Here is an 18,912-nt window from a genome sequence, read left to right as displayed (position 1 = left end):
GTTGCTGATGTGATTCATGTTGTTCAGCAATCAGAGATCCTACGACGCGTACCTACCAACAACCAGGGAGTACCGCCTTGCCGAACCGTCGAACGAAGCCGTCGATCGTTCTCGGTGCTGTCGCACTACTGGCCGTCGCGACCCCCTTCGCGGTCGCAGGCCTCACCGACAGCACGACAACCGGAGTTCGACCGGCCAACGAGACAACCCCCGTCACTGTGCCGACCAAGATCGTCGAGACCGCGCTGAGCGCTGCACCGGACATCGTGATTCCGCTGCAGGAGCTCACCGGACTGCCGTTGCCCGATCTGCGGCTCTCCGATCTGAAGTACCTGCCGCTGCCGGATTCCATCGTGATCCCGCCGATCGAGATCCCCGACATCCCGGGTCTCACCACCCCGGCCCCGGGCAACGCGACCGCACAGGCCCCGATTCCTCGGGTGGACGCCTCTGCACCGGTGAACCCCGAAGCCGCCGATCCGACCGGTCCGCCACTCGGTGCCGCGGTCAAGGAGATCACGCAGGACACCCCGTTCAGCATGGTGGCCCTGACCTCCGAGCAGCTCGACGGTGCTTCCGCTCAGATCCGCCGGCAACTGGAGGACGGCTCCTGGGGCCCGTGGCTGCAAACCGCGCCGGTCGATACCACTGCGAGCGACGCCGTTCCCGCTGCGGAAAAGCAGGGCACCGAACCGATCTTCGTCGGACTGACCAAGGCCGTGCAGGTATTGCTGACGCCGATGACGAGCAGTGCAGCTCCCGAAAGCTTCGCAACTGCACCGGTTCCCGAGGTTCCGGTCGTCGAACTGCCTGCTCCCGGCGCTCCGGCCGAGGTTCCCGCTACCGCGGAACAGCCCTTGGGCTACACCCCGGCGTCATCGAGCAAGCCACTGCGCCAACAGGATCCGGCTCCGGCCGATCCCGCGGCCCCGGCACCCGAGTCCGACAGCTCGGCCGAACAGCTGGCCGCGGCCGTGAACGACATCAACGCGGTACTCATCACCCCCGGCACGTCGCCCGCCGACTCGGCACTGAGCGACCTCGCCACGCCCGTCGCCGGTGACGCAGGCCCGAACGTGATCACCCGCGCTCAGTGGGGTGCCGACGAGTCGATCCGTTGCGCCACACCGACGATCGACGACTTCATCGGTGGTGCCACCGTGCACCACACCGCAGGCAGCAACGACTACTCCAAGTCCGAATCGGCCGAAATCGTCCGAGCCATCTACGCGTACCACGCGCAGACGCTCGGCTGGTGCGACATCGGGTACAACGCCATCGTCGACAAGTACGGTCAGATCTTCGAGGGCCGCGCGGGCGGTCTGGACAAGCCGGTTCAGGGTGCCCATGCGGGCGGGTTCAACGAGAACACCGTCGGTGTGGCCATGATGGGCGACTACTCCAACGAGGATCCCTCGCAGGAGACCATCGATTCGGTCGGCAAGTTCCTCGGATGGCGGCTGGGCAAGGCCGGTCTCGACCCCAAGGGCACCACCACGATGACCTCGGAGGGAACGAATTTCACGTTCGTCGGCAAGGGCAAGAGCATCGACCTGCCGGTGATCTTCGGTCACCGCGACGTCGGCAACACCGAATGCCCGGGTGACGCCGGATACGCGCGGCTCGGAGAGATCCGCGACATCGCTGCGGCGAACCTCGGCGGCGGCGGAGATGCCACTCCGGTCTCGCCCGACGTGACCGACACAGCTCCCGATACCGCAGTGACCGACGCGGCACCGTCCCGTCCGGGCACCGACGTCAGTTCCACTCTGGGCGAGAACATCCCGGCCCTGGTCGCCGAGTTGCAGCGTCTGGCGTCGACCAGTCCCGTCGCTCAGAAGTGGTTGTCCTCGGGTGGCGAAACCGGTGCGCTGGGCGTACCGGTGAGCGGTCTGGTGCAGGTCAGCGGTGGCCGCGAGAAGGCGCAGTTCGCCAACGGTGAGATCATCACCAACATGGCAGGCCAGGCCGTGGCCGTCATCGGCAAGATCTTCCAGCAGTACGTGCAGCAGGGTGGCGTCGACGGCGTGCTCGGTCTGCCGCTCACCGACGAGTTCCGGGTGCCGGAGGGGCTCCGGACCGACTTCGAGAACGGCTCGTTGATCTTCAACGAGCTCACCGGAATCGTGACCACGGTGATCAAGACGTACAACGACACCTACAACGCGGAGATGCAGAACCCCGTTGCAGCACCGGTGGAACCGGCTCCTGTGCCCGCTCCCGCACCGGAGCCCGCACCCGCAGGCTGAGATTCACCAGCGAAAGGGCCGAGTCACCGTGGTGACTCGGCCCTTTCGCGTTCCGGTACTACACCTTCGTGCCCAGCGTGGCGACGCGTCACCACCAACGTTCGAGGACGTGCGCCACTCCGTCTTCTGCGTTGGTGACGGTCACCTCGTTCGCCGCCGCGACGGCAGCCGGATGCGCGTTACCCATCGCGACACCCAGTCCCACCATCGTCAACATCGGGACGTCGTTGGGCATGTCGCCGAAGGCCACGATGTCCTTCACGTCCACCGACAGGGTCTCGGCGACCTTGGCCAGACCCGACGCCTTGGTGATTCCCGGTGCCGAGAGCTCGATCAGTCCGTTGTCGGTGGAGAACGTCAGGTCGGCGCGACCGGAGATCAGCGGGGACAGGATGTCTGCCATGTGTCCGCTGGTGGAGCCGGAAAGACGAATCAGCAGCTTGACGGCCGGAACGTCGACCACATCGTCCTCGGTCATCTCGACGTTGTCCGGGTTCAGCCAGGCGTGCTCGTAGCCCGGGGAGCTGACGAACTGCGGGGTGGCCGAGTCGTGTGCCGTCCGGCCCACCCGCTCCGCGGCCAGCCCGCAGCCCGGCAGTGCGCGATAGGCGACGTCGGCCAACCACTGCAGTGTCTGCACCGAGAGCGTCTCGGCGCTGAGCACGCGATCGTTGGCGGCGTCGTAGATGACCGCTCCGTTGGCGCACACCGACATCGGCGCGTATCCCAACTGATCGACGACAGGGTGGATCCACCGCGGCGGGCGGCCGGTGGACAGCACGAACGGCACGCCGTCGGCGACGACGGCCGACACAGCACGCCTGGTGCGTTCGGTGACACGCTCGTGCTGGTCGAGCAGAGTGCCGTCGACGTCGCTGGCGACGAGACGGGGGGCGAGGCGGGTGGTGTTCGGCGCGTTGGTCATCGTGACGTCATTCTGCCCTAGTGTCGAGGTGACCTGTCTTCGACGTGGAAGGAACGGTAGATGACATCTGTGAACCGTCAGATCCGATTGGCTCAGCGCCCGGTGGGACGTCCCGACGAGTCGACGTGGAACCTCACCGAAGAACCGATTCCCACGCCGGGCGACGGCGAGTTCGTCGTCACCGTCGACTACGTCTCTCTCGACCCGGCGATGCGGGGATGGCTCAACGATGCGCGCTCGTACGTACCGCCCGTCGGGATCGGCGAGGTGATGCGGGCGCACGCCGTGGGACGGGTGCTGGAATCCCACCACCCCGATTATGCTGTCGGAGAGATCGTTTCGGGCTCGTTCGGCGTCACCGAGCACGCACTGTCGGACGGCACGGGGGTGCAGAAGGTCGACGAATCCATCGCACCGGCACCCACGTGGCTCGGAGCGCTCGGCTTCCCAGGACTGACGGCGCACTTCGGCCTGATGGACGTCGGCAAGCTCACCGAGGGCGACACCGTGGTGATCTCCGGAGCCGCGGGCGCCGTGGGCAGCATCGCGGGCCAGATCGCAAAAGCCAAGGGAGCCACTGTGATCGGCATTGCGGGTGGTCCCGAGAAGTGCGCGTGGCTCACCGAGGAACTGGGTTTCGACGCAGCGATCGACTACAAGAACGAATCGGTGTACAAGGGCCTGAAGGCAGCTGCACCCGAGGGCATCGACGTGTATTTCGACAACGTCGGCGGTGAGATCCTCGACGCGGCCCTCTCACGGCTGCGCAAGGGAGCGCGAGTGGTGTTGTGCGGAGCCATCTCCGGCTACAACGCCACCGATCCGCAACCCGGCCCGGCGCACTACCTGTCCCTGTTGATCAATCGGGCGTCGATGACGGGCTTCATCATCTTCGACTACCTCGATCGCTACCAGGAGGGCATCGACGCACTGTCCGAACTGCTCACCAGCGGCAAGATGACGGCGCGGGAGCAGATCGAGATCGGCGGCGTCCCCGCCTTCGGATCGACACTGAACCTGCTGTTCGACGGAGCCAACACCGGCAAACTGGTCCTCGAGGTCGGAGAACGCACCCACGATTCGGAATTATGAGGACGCCTCGTTCGTTGAACCCCACGTATCGATCGATAAAGAGCTAGGAGAGCAACGATGTCTGCAGCCACCGAAACCGCCATTCTCGCCGGAGGATGCTTCTGGGGAGCCGAAGAGCTCGTCCGCAAGCTCCCGGGCGTGATCTCCACCCGCGTCGGCTACACCGGCGGCGAGGTCCCCAACGCGACCTACCGCAACCACGGCAACCACGCCGAGGGACTGGAGGTCGTCTACGACCCCACCCAGACGACGTATCGCGATCTGCTCGAGTTCTTCTTCCAGATCCACGACCCCACCACCAAGAACCGTCAGGGCAACGACATCGGTGCCAGCTACCGCTCGGCCATCTTCTACCTCACCGACGAGCAGAAGCGCGTCGCCGAGGACACCATTGCCGACGTCGACGCGTCGGGACTGTGGCCGGGCAAGGTCGTCACCGAGGTGACCGCGGCCGGAGATTTCTGGGAAGCAGAGCCCGAGCACCAGGACTACCTGCAGAAGTACCCCGAGGGTTACACCTGCCACTGGGTGCGCCCGGAGTGGAAGCTGCCGCGTCGGGCCGACGCCTGACGGTCCAGCGGCTGGGGGGCCTGCGGTCGTTCCGCAGGCTCCGTCCCGGTCTCGTAGCAAGAGTCGAACTACCGCGCACACGGGAGCCGAACTTGCGACACTGATGCGGTGACCTCCGACAGAACCCCTCGGTCGATGGCCGACGTCCTTCGTTCGCCGCGTTTCTGGCTCGCGCCCATCCTGGTGGTCTCGGCCCTGATGTCGTTTCTCGCCGCGCTGTATCTGGGCGGCGTGCTCGACCCCAGGGGCAATCTGCACGACCTACCCATCGCAATCGTCAACCAGGACGAGGGCGACACCCTCGCGGGCGAGCAACGCAACATAGGCAACGACATCGTCGGGGGTCTGCTACAGAACGTCGATCCGGACAAGGTCGATTTCATGGAAGTCGGCCCGGCGCAGGCACAATCGCTGCTGTCGACGGCCGAGGCCTACGGTTCCATCGTCATTCCCAGCGATTTCACCAAGCGAATGGGAATCCTCGCTCAGGCGAGCGTGATTCCCGGGGACGTCGAGAAGCCGATCATTACGGTCTACACCAATCCACGCGCGGGCAGTTTCGGAATGTCACTCGTGACCGGTGTCGCAACACCTGCGTTCGAGTCGGTCAATGAAACTGTGGGACAGCAGATCACCGAACAGGTACGCCAACAGCTCGGCGAGACTCAGCTCGCCGGTGCAAGTGCTCTCACCCTCGCGCAGCCGATCGATGTGATCGTTGCCCAGTACGATCCTCTGCCCGACGGCACCGGCGGTGGCCTGTCCGCCTTCTACTACGCGCTCTTGCTCGTCCTGGCGGGGTTCACGGGTGCGACCATCGTCAGCGCACTCGTCGACGGCCTGCTCGGATTCACGCCGACGGAGATCGGCCCCAAGTACATCCATCGCGGACCGACCCAGATCAACCGCTTCCGGACGTTGCTCGTGAAATGGCTCGTGATGGTCGTCCTGGCCCTGCTCGTCTCTGCCCTCTACCTGCTGATCAGCCATCTGCTCGGTATGCCGATCACCCACGCCTGGACCCTGTGGATGTACGGCGCGTTCGCGATCACCGCGGTCGGCATCACGGCATTGGCGGTGATGTCCGCATTCGGCACGGCAGGACTGCTGATCAATCTGATCGTGTTCATCATCCTGGCGTTGCCGTCCTCGGGTGGCACCATTCCCCTCGAAGCCAGCCCGCGGCTCTTCACCTGGCTCGCGCAGTTCGAGCCGATGCATCAGATCTTCCTCGGCACCCGCTCGATCCTGTACTTCAACGCTTCACTCGACGCAGGCCTGCTGCACTCGGTGGGGATGACGTCGCTCGGACTGCTCATCGGGCTCGTGTTCGGCGTGGTGTTCACCCGCATCTACGACCGCAAAGGCCTCGACCGGAGCCTCGATTCACCGGGCGCTCTCAGCTGACGCCAGTACACTCGCTCCAATGCTTGCTGTGAACACGGCCGGGAGCGTGGCACCACGACGCGCCTTCCACGCTTACCTCGACGTCGCCGTCGTCGTCCTCGTACTCGTGGGCACCAACCTCATCGCGCACTTCACCACGGTGTGGGCCAGTATCGCGACGGTTCCGATCGCCGCTGTTCTGCTGGTCGTCCTGGCGAACCGTCGCGGTCTGGGGTGGGCCGAACTGGGACTGTCTCCCAAGCAGTGGAAGACCGGATCTCTGTACGCACTCGGAGCCGTCGGGATCGTCCTCACCGTCGTCGCGGTCGGTGCGTTGCTGCCGCTGACTCGGCCGTTCTTCATGGCCGACCGATACGCAACCGTATCCGCCGCCATCGTCGCGTCGATGATCGTCATTCCGCTGCAGACCGTCATCCCGGAGGAACTCGCATTCCGCGGGGTGCTGCACGGCACGCTCGGGCGCATCTACGGAGCTCGCGGCGTGTTCGCTGCAGGATCTCTACTGTTCGGTCTGTGGCACATCGCGTCGTCGCTCGGGCTGACGGCGGGCAACGTGGGACTGAGCGGGTTTCTCGGCGGCGGGCTGTTCGGGCAGATAGTCGGTATAGCGCTGGCCGTGGTCGCCACTGCGGCGGCGGGTGTGGTGTTCACGTGGCTGCGCAGCCGTAGCGGGAGTTTGATCGCCCCTATCGCCCTGCACTGGTCGTTGAACGGACTCGGCGCGCTGGCTGCCGCTCTGGTCTGGCACGCGTCGGTGAGCTGACGAGCATGGGCGAGCCGACCAGCATGAAAGACGAGCTGCACCAGTACCTGCGGATCGCCCGCGAGAACATGCTGTGGAAGCTCGACGGCCTCACCGAGTACCAGAAACGACGGCCGATGACGCCGACTGGGACGAATCTCCTGGGGCTGATCAAGCACCTGGCGATCGTCGAATACGGCTACTTCGGCCTCACCTTCGGCCGAGAATTCCCGGCCCGATTCACCGAACTGGAAAAATCAGCTGTCGCGCAAGCGAACTCCGATATGTGGGCCGCCGCCGATGAACCCTCAGAGCTCATCGTCGACCTGTACCGCGAGGCCTGGCTTCACGCCGACAAGACCATCGAATCGAACGACCTCGATACCGTCGGACGCGTACTGCACTGGCCCGTCGAGAAGCAGGAAGTCACGTTGCACCGCGTACTGGTGCATGTGTGCATCGAAACGAATCGACATGCCGGACACGCAGACATCGTGCGCGAGCTCATCGACGATTCCGTCGGGCTGCGACTGGGGAACGAAAACATGACCGACGGCGACGCAGCATGGTGGGCGGCCTATCGAGATGAACTGGAACGTGTTGCGCGAGAAGCTGATCAGTAATTCGCTTTGAGCATCGCCCCCCCCCCCGGACTGCTCGGCCACCGAGATTCGGTGCATCTGCGTTCATCGATCCCCTACCATGGGGTACCGACAAGTTCGGATCCGCGAATAGTTAAGCAGGACAACAGTTTTCGATTCAACCATGATTGCCAGTCGAACGCACGTTCGATACACTTCATGGCATGACCACAGCGATCTGGCAACTGAGCGAGGCAGAACTCCTCGCCGAGTCTGCTGTGGTCTCCCACCAGATCCAGCTGCTCGAAGCCCGGCGGATCGCTCTCGTCGCCGAGATCGACACCCGCGTGAGCCGGGAGAAGCTCGGCTTCCCCGGCCCCGCAGGCTGGCTCACCTCCACCACCCTGCTCTCACCGTCCAAGGCCACCAAGATCGTTGCCCTCGCCCGCGGACTGAAGAACTTCCCCGACATCGCCGACGCCGTGAACGCAGGAGTCATGTCCGTCGATCACGCCGCGTTGATCCTCACCTTCGCCGAAACCCCACCGAAGAACCTCCCGCAGAAAGGCCAGGACATAGCGCGGAAAGCGATGATCGCCGCCGCGACCGGGCCCGACGCACGCACCGGCCGGATCCGCGAAGCCATCACCAACCTCAACGACAGATTCGGCGGCAAAAAGCCACCTCCCGAGGACACCGACCGCAACGAATTCTTCGCCTCCAAGACCCTCAACGGCCGGCTGGTACTCAAGGGAGACTTCGATGCGATCACCGGAGAAAAGCTGCTCACCGCACTCTCACCGCTGACCGAACCCCGCCCCGCTGCCGACGGCGACGAGACACCCAAAACCGGAGACGACCGCAGCCCCGCCAAGCGACGAGCCGACGCCTTCGGACACATCCTCGACCAGTACCTCGCCTCCAGTGATCGACCCATCGAAGGCGGTGAACGCCCGCACCTGAACCTGCACATCAGCCTGCGCGATCTCGCCGACCTTCGCGACAGTGCCGACGCAGACGACATCGCCGACGACGAAACCACGCGCGCTGCAGCCGAATCCGACACAGAAGCAGGCGATCCGGTCGACATCAACACCGGTAGCCCCATCATCGACGACGCACCAACCGAGCCGGACAACGGCAGTGGCAGTGGCAGTGACCGCCGTGCAACGGATCGCGGCGCATACAGGGACCTGTTCGGCGACGGCACCACCGTCGGGTGGCTGCCCTGGATGGGACCACTCTCCCGCAACACCTCCCGGCAACTCGCCTGCGACTGTGTCCTGACCGCCATCGTCATGGACGAGCACGGATCCCCGATCAACCTCGCCCGCACCGCACGCACCGTCACCGCCAAACAACGCAAAGCCCTCATCGCCCGCGATCACGGTTGCGCGTTCCCCGGCTGCGGAAAACCCGCCGCCTGGACCGAAGGACACCACATTCGGCACTGGGGCGACGGCGGACCCACCGACATGAACAACCTCGTCCTCCTGTGCGGATTCCACCACCGACTCCTCCACCACAGTGACTGGGAAGTATTCATCGGCGTCGACAACCACCCGTGGTTCGTGCCACCGGCCACCGTCGACCCGTACCGACAACCCCGACCATCCCACGCCCGAGCAGGCCCCCACATCGCCTGAGCCTGCCCACACGAACCGCAGAAACAATCCAGCCCCGCACCGAGAACACGGTGCGGGGCTGGAAGAGGTTGGTTCAGGAACCCGAGGGAGCTGCCGGCGGAGCGGGAGGAGTCGCGCCATCTGCCGGAGCAGGCGGCGTCACACCGTCACCCTCAGCACCCGGTGTGGGCGGAGCAGGCGGCGTCGCACCGTCAGCCGGGGCAGGCGGCGTCGCACCGTCAGCCGGGGCGCACAGAGGAGCAGGTCCACCCTTGCCCGGGCCACCCTCAGCTGGTCCACCCGGCCCACCCTTGCCCGGACCCCCGGCGGGCGGTGCAGGCGGAGTTGCCCCGTCCCCCGGTGCCGGAGGAGTGGCACCGTCCGCCGGTACCGGAGGAGTTGCCCCGTCCGCCGGTGCCGGAGGAGTTGCGCCGTCCGCAGATCCTGGCGGTGTCGGAACGGCGGGCACCGTCGATCCGTCACCGGAGTCCGGGGTTGCCGGCACCGCAGGTACATCCGACCCGCCACCGCCGTCGGTCCGCTGTCCGAGGGTCGACGACGACGCCACCGTGGAGACTCCGGGTGAGACGTCCGGACCGGTGGCAGCGAAGACTGCCGACGCCACCAGCGCTCCTACTGCGAGCCCCGCTGCGGCCGTCGCCACCATCGGCACCCGTCCCTTCCACCGCTTCGGTTGGGTCTCTCGAACCGCGTTCCCGGGGACTGGCTCCGGGTTCGATGCGGCGGGGATCGGTTGAGTCTGATCGTTCACGTTCACTCCTTGTTCGAGTCTTTGTCGTTCGTTTCGGTCTGTCATCGACCCTGCCGCCGCTAGCTGAAGTCACCCTGAAGCCGGCCGCATCTTCAGGATCACTTCAGCTGGTGGGCGACAATCGAGGCATGACATACAGTTCCGCTCCCCGGGTGATGGTGGTGGAGGACTCGCTACCCATCCGAGAGGCGCTGGTCGCCGCGTTCGAGGACGCGGGATTCACCGCTGCGTCCTTGCCCGACGGTGACGACTTCGACACCACGATGGCAGGCTTTCGCCCCGATGTCGTGATTCTCGACGTCATGCTGCCCGGCGCGCGGGACGGGTTCGCGTTGATCGACGTCGTCCGCCAGAGCAGCGATGCAGGAATCATCATGGTCACCGCGAAGGATCAGTTGGAGGACCGCCTGCGCGGATTGAGCGACGGCGCAGACGACTACGTGGTCAAGCCGTTTCAGCTCGACGAGGTGGTCGCGCGAGCGAGATCGGTGCTGCGTAGACGCGGCAGATCCTCGGACGCAATCCAAGTGGGCGATCTATTGGTGGACGAATCCGCGGGGGTCGTCACGCGCGCCGGTCACGTCCTCGATCTGACGGCGACAGAACTTCGCTTGGCCACGTTTTTGGTCGCGCAGCGCGGACGCACGGTGTCCAAAACGTCCATCCTCGAATCGGTCTGGGGCTACGGCGCGTACGACGGCAACCTGGTGGAAGTTCACATCAGTGCGTTGCGTCGCAAGATGGAAGCCCATGGGCCACGGTTGATCCACACTGTCCGCGGCCTCGGTTACGCTCTGCGGGCCCCGCAGTGAACCGCACACCCACGCCCTCGTTGCGTACCCGCGTGGTCGCCACCGTCGTCGTGCTGTTCGCAATATTGCTGGTGATCGTCGGGTCGTCGGTGGATGTCGTTCTCGGTCAACAGCTTCGGCGTGATCTGGAGGCCCGGTTGACCGACAGGGCATCCCGTGCGGTCGAGCTGGTGGACAGCGGCGTCGGGCCCGGTGATCTGGTGCAGGCGTTGCAGGGCGACGCCATCCGGGTTCGCGTCACCGCCGCGGACGGCACGGTGTACGGCGTACCCGGCAGCGGACCGCCCGGCCCGGATATCAGGCCCGCGACCCCGGCTCCGCCCGCCGGCCAGTCGAAGGCTCCCAGCCCTCCCGGTCCACCCGATCCTCCTGCCCCGCCGTCGGATTCGTTGGAAATCACCGAGCCCTTGCCCGATGGATCGACGCTGTCACTGCTCGGCGACACCACCGCGATCGCAGATGTGCGCCGACAATTGCGCATTCTCATGGTGGGTGCCGGTGCAGTCACTCTGCTACTGGCCGCCGCCGCATTGATCTACGCGGTCAGGCGCGCCTTGTCCCCCCTGGACTCGATGACGTCGGTCGCACGCCGAATCACCAACGGCGACAGAGGGCGACGGCTACTGCCGTCCAAGCCGAAGACCGACCTGGGCCGCACCGCATCGGCCGTCGACGAGATGCTCGACGCCCTCGAGGATGCCGAGCGCAAGGAAGCTGCGGCCGCCCAGTCGGCGCGTCGGGCAGAGGAGGACATGCGCCGATTCCTGGCCGACGCGGCACACGAACTGCGCACACCGGTGGCCGGGATCTCGGCGCTGGCCCAGTCGTTGCAGCGCGACGCGGAGCACCGCCCCGATCGGGTCGGCAGGTGGGGCGAGTTGCTGGTCGGCGAGTCCGCCAGGGCCTCGCGTCTGGTGGGCGACATGCTCGATTCCGTTCGTGCAGAGAACACTTCGGAGCTGGAGTTGTCCGACGCGGATCTCGCCGACGTGGTCCGACGCACCGTCGAGCGTGCTGCACTGCTGTCCCCGCAGGTCCGGTTCGAGGTCGACGCCTCGCAACCGGTGCCGGTCAGGGTGGACGTCGGCCGCATCGAGCAAATTCTGTCGAACGTACTCGACAATGCCGCTCGCTTCACGCCGCCGGGCGGTAGCGTCCGAGTGACGACTGGAACCGAGTCACAAGCGTTCGTCACCGTCGACGACGACGGTCCCGGTGTCGCCGAAGCCGATCGTGAGCGCATCTTCGAGCGGCTCGTTCGGTTGAATGCTGCGCGTGACCGTTCCTCCGGCGGCGTCGGACTCGGGTTGTCCATAGCGCGCACGCTGGCGCGCGCTCACGGCGGTGAACTCGTCTGTGCCGCAGGGCCTACCGGTGCGCGGTTCCGACTGACACTTCCTGGCCCTACGGGTCGTTCCGCGGGCTCCACTCCGGCGAACCACCGATAGCTACTCGACGATCAAGTCCATCAACAGGCTGTCGTGCCAGCCGCTCGGGCCCTTCTCGTATCGACGCATGATCCCGACCGGCTCGAATCCGACTGCGCTGTAACAGGCTATCGCTGCCGCGTTGTCGGCAGCGGGGTCGATCACCACACGATGATGCCCCAGTTCGGCGGTCAGGTACCGCACCAGCGTGCCCACGGCATCCTTTCCGACGCCGCGGCCGTGTACTGCCGGGTCGAGGAAGATATCGATCGACGCGTGCCGGTACATCGGATCGGTCTCTTCGCCGTACTGGATCAATCCCACTGGTGCGCCGGTTAATTCGACGACCAGACGGTTCTCGTCGGGGTTGTCGAACGGCCAGTTCTCGTCGGCGTCCTCGTCGCCCCATCGCGCGTACACCTCGGGGGTGTGCAGTATTCGGCGTAGCTCCGGCACATCCTCGGTGGTGACGGGCCGCAACACGACCCGTTCACCACGGAGGTTCATCGCGTGGCTCTACTCGGCCCGCTTGGCCGCACGCGCGGCGAGGTCCTGGGCATCGAGCTTGTCTGCCTCTTCGAGGGTCGGTGCGCTGCCGCCCAATCGCGCAGGCACCCAGTAGGCCCCTGGCTCGTGGTGGTAGTTCTCCTGAAGTTCGAGGAGCATCTTCTGCATCACCGTGCGCAGCTTCTCGGTCAGTTCGTTCGGTGGACCGACGGGCGGTAGCGGTTCACCGACGGCGATCGAGATAGGAGTGTTGGTGCGGCCCAACCGTTTCGGGTATCCCTTGGTCCACACGCGCTGTGCGCCCCAGATGACCGTCGGGATGATCGGCACGCCTGCCTCGATGGCCATGCGCGCCGCGCCGGACTTGAATTCCTTGATCTCGAAGCTGCGGCTGATGGTCGCCTCCGGGTACACGCCCACGAGTTCACCGTTGCGCAGGCTCTGGACCGCCGACTTGTACGACTCCGCACCGGCCCCTCGATCGACGGGGATGTGCCGCAGTGCACGCATGATCGGGCCGGAGATCTTGTTGTCGAAGACTTCCTTCTTCGCCATGAATCGGATGTAGCGCTTCACCCGTCGTGGCGGTAGCCCGGCGTAGGTGAAGTCCATGTATCCGGTGTGGTTGACGGCGATGACGGCTCCGCCGGTGGCAGGGATGTGTTCCTCGCCCTCGACGTCGAATTTCAGGCCCTCGAACGCGAACACTGCACGAGCGATGCCGATGACTGATCGATAGACGGGTTCCACAGTCCGTTAGCGTAGTCGGTGGACGATGTCGGAGAAAAGGTCCGGGAGATGACAGGTCCGGTCGAAAGCAACGGGGGAGAGACGACGTGAAGAACAGTGCGGCACCACCACGGCGGACCATGGTCGTCCGGACCGCGCTGCCGCTGATCGCAACGCTCGCGCTGGTGGGAGCCTGTGATTCCGCAGTCGGACTGCCGTCCGAACAGTCCGGAGCCTCGAGCACCACCACCGAGACAGCGGCGTCGACGACAACTCCGACCACAGCCTCCGCGACCACCGCGACGCCCCCACCGATCCCGCCCGGCCCACCCGTCGGCGAGGTTCCCGGAAACCCCGACGCCGCGATGGCGCTGCGTCCGTTCGTGGGCGACCTCACCGGCGGCGGAATCGGCGTCGTCACGGTGCGGTGCTGGACGGTTCCGCCCACCGACATTCCGACGATGTACGTCGACCCCGCAGCGATCCTCGCTGCCGTTGCCGCCCCCGGCGTCGACGGCCAGTACGCGGTCACCTGGACCGGGCCCACCGCAACGGTCAGCGTGAAGCGCAGTGAGATCGCGTCCGGCTACGCGTGCCCCACCGTCTACCCCACCGGCACCGCCCCCGTGTTCGACGCGGCAGACGCGGTCCACACCGTCGATCGCTACCTGGGACGTCTCGCCGGGACTCCGGTCAACCTCGGCGATGTGGAAGAGACGTACCCGATCGTGTGCGACGGCCGTCGGACCTGGGATGCGCTCGGGACCGGCGTTCCCACTGCCCCGCCACTGGTGGACAATCCCGACATCCTGCCCGGCATCACCTCGTTCGACCCCGACAGCGTGTTCGTCACCGGGCAGAACGGCATCTACACCCAGGTCAACGCAGACATCATCGACGCGTCCGGGGTGTACCAGAACCGCACGTTCGTACTGGCCATCGGCGGCGAGGGCTACTGCATCGGCGATATCGCCTGAGCCGACCCGACTAGCGCAGGAGTGGAGCCTGCGGAACGACCCAACTAGCGCAGGAGTGGAGCCTGCGGAACGACCCAACTAGCGCAGGAGTGGAGCCTGCGGAACGACCCAACTAGCGCAGAACATCCGTTCCGACGAAGGGCACCAGAGCCTCGGGGACGCGGACGGTGCCGTCGGCCTGCTGGTGGTTTTCGAGGATCGCGACGATCCAGCGGGTGGTGGCGAGGGTGCCGTTGAGCGTCGCTGCGGTCTGGGGCTTGCCGTTCTCGTCGCGGTAGCGCACGCCGAGACGTCGGGCCTGGAACGTCGTGCAGTTCGAGGTCGAGGTCAGCTCGCGGTAGGCCTGCTGGGTGGGAATCCAGGCCTCGCAGTCGAACTTACGAGCTGCCGAGGAGCCGAGGTCTCCGCCTGCGGTGTCGATGACGCGGTAGGGCACCTCGACGGCGGCGAGCATTTCCTTCTCGTATTCCAGCAGCTTCTGGTGTTCGGCGGCTGCGTCCTCGGGCTTGATGTAGGAGAACATCTCGATCTTGTCGAACTGGTGCACTCGGATGATGCCGCGGGTGTCCTTGCCGTAGCTGCCCGCTTCGCGGCGGAAGCACGACGACCATCCGGCGTACCGCTTCGGGCCGTCGGCGAGGTCGATGATCTCGCCCGAGTGGTAGCCCGCGAGGGCTACTTCGGAGGTGCCGACGAGGTAGAGGTCGTCGGCTTCGAGGCGGTAGATCTCGTCTGCGTGTGCGCCGAGGAATCCGGTTCCCGACATGATCTCCGGCCGCACCAGCACCGGCGGGATCATCATGGTGAAGCCGTTCTTGACCGCTTTCTGCGCGGCGAGCTGCAGCAATCCCTGCTGCAGCAGCGCGCCGTAGCCGGTCATGAAATAGAAGCGCGAACCCGAGACCTTGGCTCCGCGTTCCATGTCGATGAGGTTCAGCGACTCGCCGAGCTCGAGGTGATCCTTGGGCTCGAAATCGAACTCCGGGATCTGCCCGACGGTCTCGAGCAGCACGAAGTCGTCCTCGCCGCCTGCGGGCGTGCCGTCCTGGACGATGTTCGAGATCGCGCGATGGGCCGTGTCGAGGGCTGCGTCGGCCTCGGTTTCGGCGACCTGGGCCGCCTTCACTCTGGCAGCGAGCTCCGACGCTCCGGCGAGCAGCGCGGGACGGTCCTCGGCGGAGGCCTTGCCTACCTGCTTTCCCAACGCTTTCTGCTCGGCGCGCAGCTGATCGCCCGCCAGCACCGCAGCGCGGCGGGAGGCGTCGGCATCGAGAAGTGCGTCGACGAGAGCGGGGTCCTCGCCTCGGGTGCGCTGCGAGGCGCGCACTGCATCGGGATTCTCGCGAAGGAATTTCAGGTCGATCACGAGAACGAACCTTACTTGCCGAGCAACCCCAGGTAGTCCTCGCGTCCGAACATCGTGGCGGCATCGATTGCCGACGGGTGACCGCCGTGTGGATCGGCTCCGCCGTCGACGAGCACGTGCACTACGTCGTCCTCACCTTTGAAGACCGCGCCCGCGAGTGGGGTCTGCCCTTTGTCGTTGGGCTTGTTCACATCGGCACCGCGCTCGACCAGCGCACGCACCGCATCGGTGTGTCCGTGGTACGCGGCGAGCATGACCAGCGTGTCACCTGATTCGTTGTGCAGATTCACCGGAACGCCTGCGTCGACGTAACTCGCCAGAGCGGCCGCGTCACCGGTGCGGGCCATCGTGAACAGTCGGCCGGCGAGCTCGCTGAGGTCGTCGTCACCTGTTGGGTCGCTCATGAGGACCGAACATACTCGGGCATGATGGAGGGTGATGTCCGGATACGAAACAGACTCTCCGCCGAGCGAGAAGTCTCGGCGAACACTGTCTGCAACCACAGCTCGACGCGGGCTGGCCATGGTTGCGGTCGGTGCGGTGCTGGCCGCGGGCGCGACGGTTTTTCTCTCCGACGGGTTCTCGACGCCCGAGAAGATCACCACCCATGCGACGGCCGGTGGGCCTGCGACCGATGGCCCCGTTTCGGCGTCGTCCTTCGGTGCCGCCGATCCGGGCGCATGCCTGCAGTGGACGCCCACCGACGATCCGGAGACGGACCGACAGGATCTCGCAGAAGTTCCCTGCGCCGATCCCCATCGCTTCGAGGTGGCTCGCGACATCGACATGAGCGTCTACCCCGGCGTCGAGTTCGGTCCGGGGTCGCCGTATCCCGGTTCCATCCGGTTCAGCGAACTGCGCGACGAACACTGCGAGGCCGCCGTCGACGACTACGTCGGAGCCAAGTTCGATCCCAACGGACGCTTCGGCGTCGGGCTGATGTTCCCCAGCCAGGCCGGATGGGCCAAGGGTGAGCGGACATTGCGCTGCGGAGTGCAGATGCCGTCGAACACCGGTGCGCTGATGGAGATGACCGGCTCGATTCTCGACCAGGACCAATCGAAGGTCTGGCCGACCGGCACCTGCGTCGGCATCAACCAGAACGTGCCTGCCGATCCGGTGGACTGCTCGGCACCGCACGCGTACGAGGTGGCGTCGGTGATCAACCTGACGCAGCAGTTCCCCGGCGGACACCCGTCCGAGGCCGACCAGGACGCATACCTGGAAGCCACGTGCACCGACGCCGTCAACGGCTACCTCGGCTCGGACACCGCACTGCGAGACAAGACGCTCACCCTGTTCTGGGACACCATCGACGTCGCAAGTTGGCTCGCCGGTAGCAGGCAGGTGACGTGCTCGGTGGGCAAGGAACTCGATTCCGGCGGCTTCGCGACCATCGTCGGTACAGCCAAGGGCGACATCCTCATCAACGGTGCAGCTCCCGTCCCGCCGCCCTCCGCTCCCGACGGCCGCGCACTGCCGACACCACTGCCCGGTGCCGCCCCGATCACCACCGGAGGGTGACATTCCCACCCACATGACGCGCGTCGACTTCGAGGAAGCCGTGTCCGACGCACTCGACACCCTGCCGCGCGAACTCACCGACTTCATGAACAACGTGGTGGTTCTCGTCGAGGAGGAACACCCCACCGAGGACATCCTCGGACTGTACGAGGGCATCGCACTGACCGAACGCTACGAGTACAGCGGCCACCTACCGGACGTCATCACCATCTACCGCAAACCGATCCTCGAGATGGTCGACGACGAAAACGAGGCCCGACGGGAAATTGCAATCACCGTCGCCCACGAAATCGGACATCACTTCGGCATCGACGACGAGCGACTGCATCAACTCGGATTCGGCTGAGCTCACTCACTCCCCTCCCCCTCACCCGGATCGCTCACCCTCGACCGGTTCACCCTCGCACCGCTCACCCCCGGACGCGTGAATGGACCATTGCACACGTCTGAGCGGTGCAATGGTCCATTCACCCCGGCCGACCGGGCCGGCCACACTGCGTCAATGGCACTTTGCATACGTCTGAGCGGTGCAATGGTCCATTGACGCAGAACCGGGCTACGCCGTGACTGCCTCGCGGCGGATCGGGCGTACTGCGCGGTCGGTGAGGAACGCGAATGCCAGTCCCAGAGTCAGCCACAGGGTCGCCTGGGTGGCCAGGGACGACAGACGGAATTCCCAGAGCAGGGTGGCGGGGAAGTCCGAGCCGACCTCGTTCACACCGGGCAACAGTGCGTACCCGATGCCGACGATCACCAGGAACGCGAGCAGCGGCGCGCCGACGCGGATCGCCACCGAATGCTGCGACGCGACCACCTTGGCGACGTAGATCCCGATCGCGACGGCCAGCAGACCGAGAATCACGGTCGCCAGCCACAGCCAGGTGCGCTGGGTGATGGTCTCCGGATCGCCGACCGCGGGCGGGTTGGCCGGGTACTTGAAGAACGGCACCGCTTCGATGGCCACCCATCCGGCACCGGCCCCGACCAGGGCCAGTACCGATCCCGGCAGGGAGCTGAAGCGTCGCCCGTAGTGCAGTGCCGAGGCGAAGATCGCGCCCAGGGCCAGGCCTGCGAGTCCGGTGGCGAGGAACAGCCCGACGCGTTGTCCGTCGCGACTGACGAGCGGGTCCTCGTCCCCGTGTGAATGTGCGGCAGGGGCGGCCTCGGTGGGATCGGCTCCGGTGTGATGGTCGTCGGCACCGGCTGCTTCTTCGATGGCGATGGCCGAGTCGATGTGCGGTTCACCGACGACGTAGGCGACTGCTCCGGCGAGCAGGCCTGCGAGGAGTCCGGCGAGCAGACCTCGGACCAGTAGTTGGACGAAGGTGCCCTGCAGCGTCGGGCCGTGTGTGTCGGTCAGTGGCATGGCAGGCCCAGCAGGTGGCGGCCGTCGTGCATCAGTTCGTGCATGTACATGCCACTGCGGGAGATCGCGCCCTGATCGAAACCGACGAGGTAGAGCACGACGAAAGCGAGCAGAATCGTTGCGGCGACGATGACGGCAAGGGCAGCCGACTCCGTCGTATTACTGGGTGCGTGAATGATTGCCATGGTGTGTCCTTCTGGGATATGCGTCCCGTAGTCCCCGCTCGAAAACGGGGACGGCC

20 protein-coding genes are annotated in these 18,912 nt (G+C 65.8%); 12 read left to right on the top strand and 8 right to left on the bottom strand.

What is annotated here, in order from left to right; all coding sequences use genetic code 11:
* Nucleotides 1–77 precede the first annotated feature (77 nt).
* Nucleotides 78–2,249, top strand: coding sequence for an N-acetylmuramoyl-L-alanine amidase (locus CH249_RS06710; protein WP_094681597.1), 2,172 nt, complete (start codon nt 78–80; stop codon nt 2,247–2,249).
* Between the two features lie 88 nt (nt 2,250–2,337).
* Here CH249_RS06710 and CH249_RS06705 read toward each other — a convergent pair whose 3' ends face one another.
* Nucleotides 2,338–3,174 carry a Cof-type HAD-IIB family hydrolase gene (locus CH249_RS06705; RefSeq protein ID WP_045197985.1) on the bottom strand — a complete coding sequence of 279 codons (837 nt, stop codon included), beginning with the start codon at nt 3,172–3,174 and terminating at the stop codon, nt 2,338–2,340.
* 60 nt (nt 3,175–3,234) lie between these two features.
* Between CH249_RS06705 and CH249_RS06700 the strand changes: the two genes are divergently transcribed.
* The 6 genes from CH249_RS06700 (at nt 3,235) to CH249_RS06675 (ending at nt 9,212) form a co-directional block, all read left to right on the top strand.
* Nucleotides 3,235–4,266, top strand: a complete 1,032-nt coding sequence (locus CH249_RS06700) for an NADP-dependent oxidoreductase (RefSeq protein ID WP_094681596.1) — start codon at nt 3,235–3,237, stop codon at nt 4,264–4,266.
* Nucleotides 4,267–4,323: 57 nt separating this feature from the next.
* The gene (gene msrA, locus CH249_RS06695; RefSeq protein WP_032396445.1) at nt 4,324–4,836 is read left to right on the top strand and encodes a peptide-methionine (S)-S-oxide reductase MsrA; all 513 of its coding nucleotides are present in this window, start codon (nt 4,324–4,326) and stop codon (nt 4,834–4,836) included.
* A 135-nt stretch (nt 4,837–4,971) separates the two neighbouring features.
* Nucleotides 4,972–6,243, top strand: coding sequence for a YhgE/Pip domain-containing protein (locus CH249_RS06690; RefSeq protein WP_094681595.1), 1,272 nt, complete (start codon nt 4,972–4,974; stop codon nt 6,241–6,243).
* Nucleotides 6,244–6,262: 19 nt separating this feature from the next.
* Complete coding sequence (locus CH249_RS06685; RefSeq protein ID WP_094681594.1) at nt 6,263–7,006, top strand: CPBP family intramembrane glutamic endopeptidase; 744 nt, start codon at nt 6,263–6,265, stop codon at nt 7,004–7,006.
* A 5-nt stretch (nt 7,007–7,011) separates the two neighbouring features.
* A complete protein-coding gene (locus tag CH249_RS06680; RefSeq protein WP_256988153.1) occupies nt 7,012–7,608 on the top strand; it encodes a DinB family protein in 597 nt (198 codons plus the stop codon).
* Between the two features lie 182 nt (nt 7,609–7,790).
* The gene (locus CH249_RS06675; protein ID WP_094681593.1) at nt 7,791–9,212 is read left to right on the top strand and encodes an HNH endonuclease signature motif containing protein; all 1,422 of its coding nucleotides are present in this window, start codon (nt 7,791–7,793) and stop codon (nt 9,210–9,212) included.
* A 73-nt stretch (nt 9,213–9,285) separates the two neighbouring features.
* Here the strand turns inward: CH249_RS06675 and CH249_RS28615 are convergent, their stop codons facing one another.
* Complete coding sequence (locus tag CH249_RS28615) at nt 9,286–9,963, bottom strand: hypothetical protein (RefSeq protein ID WP_143544366.1); 678 nt, start codon at nt 9,961–9,963, stop codon at nt 9,286–9,288.
* A gap of 128 nt (nt 9,964–10,091) precedes the next feature.
* Between CH249_RS28615 and CH249_RS06665 the strand changes: the two genes are divergently transcribed.
* Together CH249_RS06665 and CH249_RS06660 are read left to right on the top strand one after the other, a co-directional pair.
* Nucleotides 10,092–10,775 (top strand): response regulator transcription factor, encoded by a 684-nt coding sequence (locus CH249_RS06665; RefSeq protein ID WP_235386961.1) that lies wholly within the window; start codon nt 10,092–10,094, stop codon nt 10,773–10,775.
* A complete protein-coding gene (locus CH249_RS06660; RefSeq protein ID WP_094681592.1) occupies nt 10,772–12,223 on the top strand; it encodes a cell wall metabolism sensor histidine kinase WalK in 1,452 nt (483 codons plus the stop codon). The genes CH249_RS06665 and CH249_RS06660 overlap by 4 nt, the downstream gene beginning before the upstream one ends.
* Here the strand turns inward: CH249_RS06660 and CH249_RS06655 are convergent, their stop codons facing one another.
* Together CH249_RS06655 and CH249_RS06650 are read right to left on the bottom strand one after the other, a co-directional pair.
* Complete coding sequence (locus CH249_RS06655) at nt 12,224–12,709, bottom strand: GNAT family N-acetyltransferase (protein WP_094681591.1); 486 nt, start codon at nt 12,707–12,709, stop codon at nt 12,224–12,226.
* 9 nt (nt 12,710–12,718) lie between these two features.
* Complete coding sequence (locus CH249_RS06650) at nt 12,719–13,459, bottom strand: 1-acyl-sn-glycerol-3-phosphate acyltransferase (protein ID WP_032396453.1); 741 nt, start codon at nt 13,457–13,459, stop codon at nt 12,719–12,721.
* 86 nt (nt 13,460–13,545) lie between these two features.
* On the opposite strand from CH249_RS06650, the gene CH249_RS06645 reads away from it, so the two are divergent.
* Nucleotides 13,546–14,415, top strand: a complete 870-nt coding sequence (locus tag CH249_RS06645) for a hypothetical protein (protein ID WP_256988149.1) — start codon at nt 13,546–13,548, stop codon at nt 14,413–14,415.
* A gap of 112 nt (nt 14,416–14,527) precedes the next feature.
* On the opposite strand, the gene serS is transcribed toward CH249_RS06645, so the two are convergent.
* Nucleotides 14,528–15,781, bottom strand: coding sequence for a serine--tRNA ligase (gene serS, locus CH249_RS06640; protein WP_032396455.1), 1,254 nt, complete (start codon nt 15,779–15,781; stop codon nt 14,528–14,530).
* An 11-nt stretch (nt 15,782–15,792) separates the two neighbouring features.
* Nucleotides 15,793–16,185, bottom strand: coding sequence for an ankyrin repeat domain-containing protein (locus tag CH249_RS06635; protein WP_094682364.1), 393 nt, complete (start codon nt 16,183–16,185; stop codon nt 15,793–15,795).
* 34 nt (nt 16,186–16,219) lie between these two features.
* Here CH249_RS06635 and CH249_RS06630 point away from each other — a divergent pair, with 34 nt between their 5' ends.
* Together CH249_RS06630 and CH249_RS06625 are read left to right on the top strand one after the other, a co-directional pair.
* Nucleotides 16,220–17,305, top strand: coding sequence for a septum formation family protein (locus CH249_RS06630; protein WP_045197966.1), 1,086 nt, complete (start codon nt 16,220–16,222; stop codon nt 17,303–17,305).
* Nucleotides 17,306–17,318: 13 nt separating this feature from the next.
* Nucleotides 17,319–17,651, top strand: a complete 333-nt coding sequence (locus CH249_RS06625) for a metallopeptidase family protein (RefSeq protein ID WP_082073870.1) — start codon at nt 17,319–17,321, stop codon at nt 17,649–17,651.
* 210 nt (nt 17,652–17,861) lie between these two features.
* Here CH249_RS06625 and CH249_RS06620 read toward each other — a convergent pair whose 3' ends face one another.
* Entirely contained in the window at nt 17,862–18,671 is an 810-nt protein-coding gene (locus tag CH249_RS06620) for a CbtA family protein (protein ID WP_094682365.1), read from the bottom strand.
* Nucleotides 18,662–18,856, bottom strand: coding sequence for a CbtB domain-containing protein (locus CH249_RS06615; protein WP_032396459.1), 195 nt, complete (start codon nt 18,854–18,856; stop codon nt 18,662–18,664). The genes CH249_RS06620 and CH249_RS06615 overlap by 10 nt, the downstream gene beginning before the upstream one ends.
* Nucleotides 18,857–18,912: the final 56 nt, after the last annotated feature.

The organism is Rhodococcus sp. 05-2255-3B1 (assembly GCF_002258545.1).
In the GTDB taxonomy this organism is placed as follows: Bacteria; Actinomycetota; Actinomycetes; order Mycobacteriales; family Mycobacteriaceae; genus Rhodococcoides.
The sequence above is the reverse complement of the archived record's forward strand: the minus strand, read 5'-3'. Positions and strand labels throughout refer to the sequence as shown.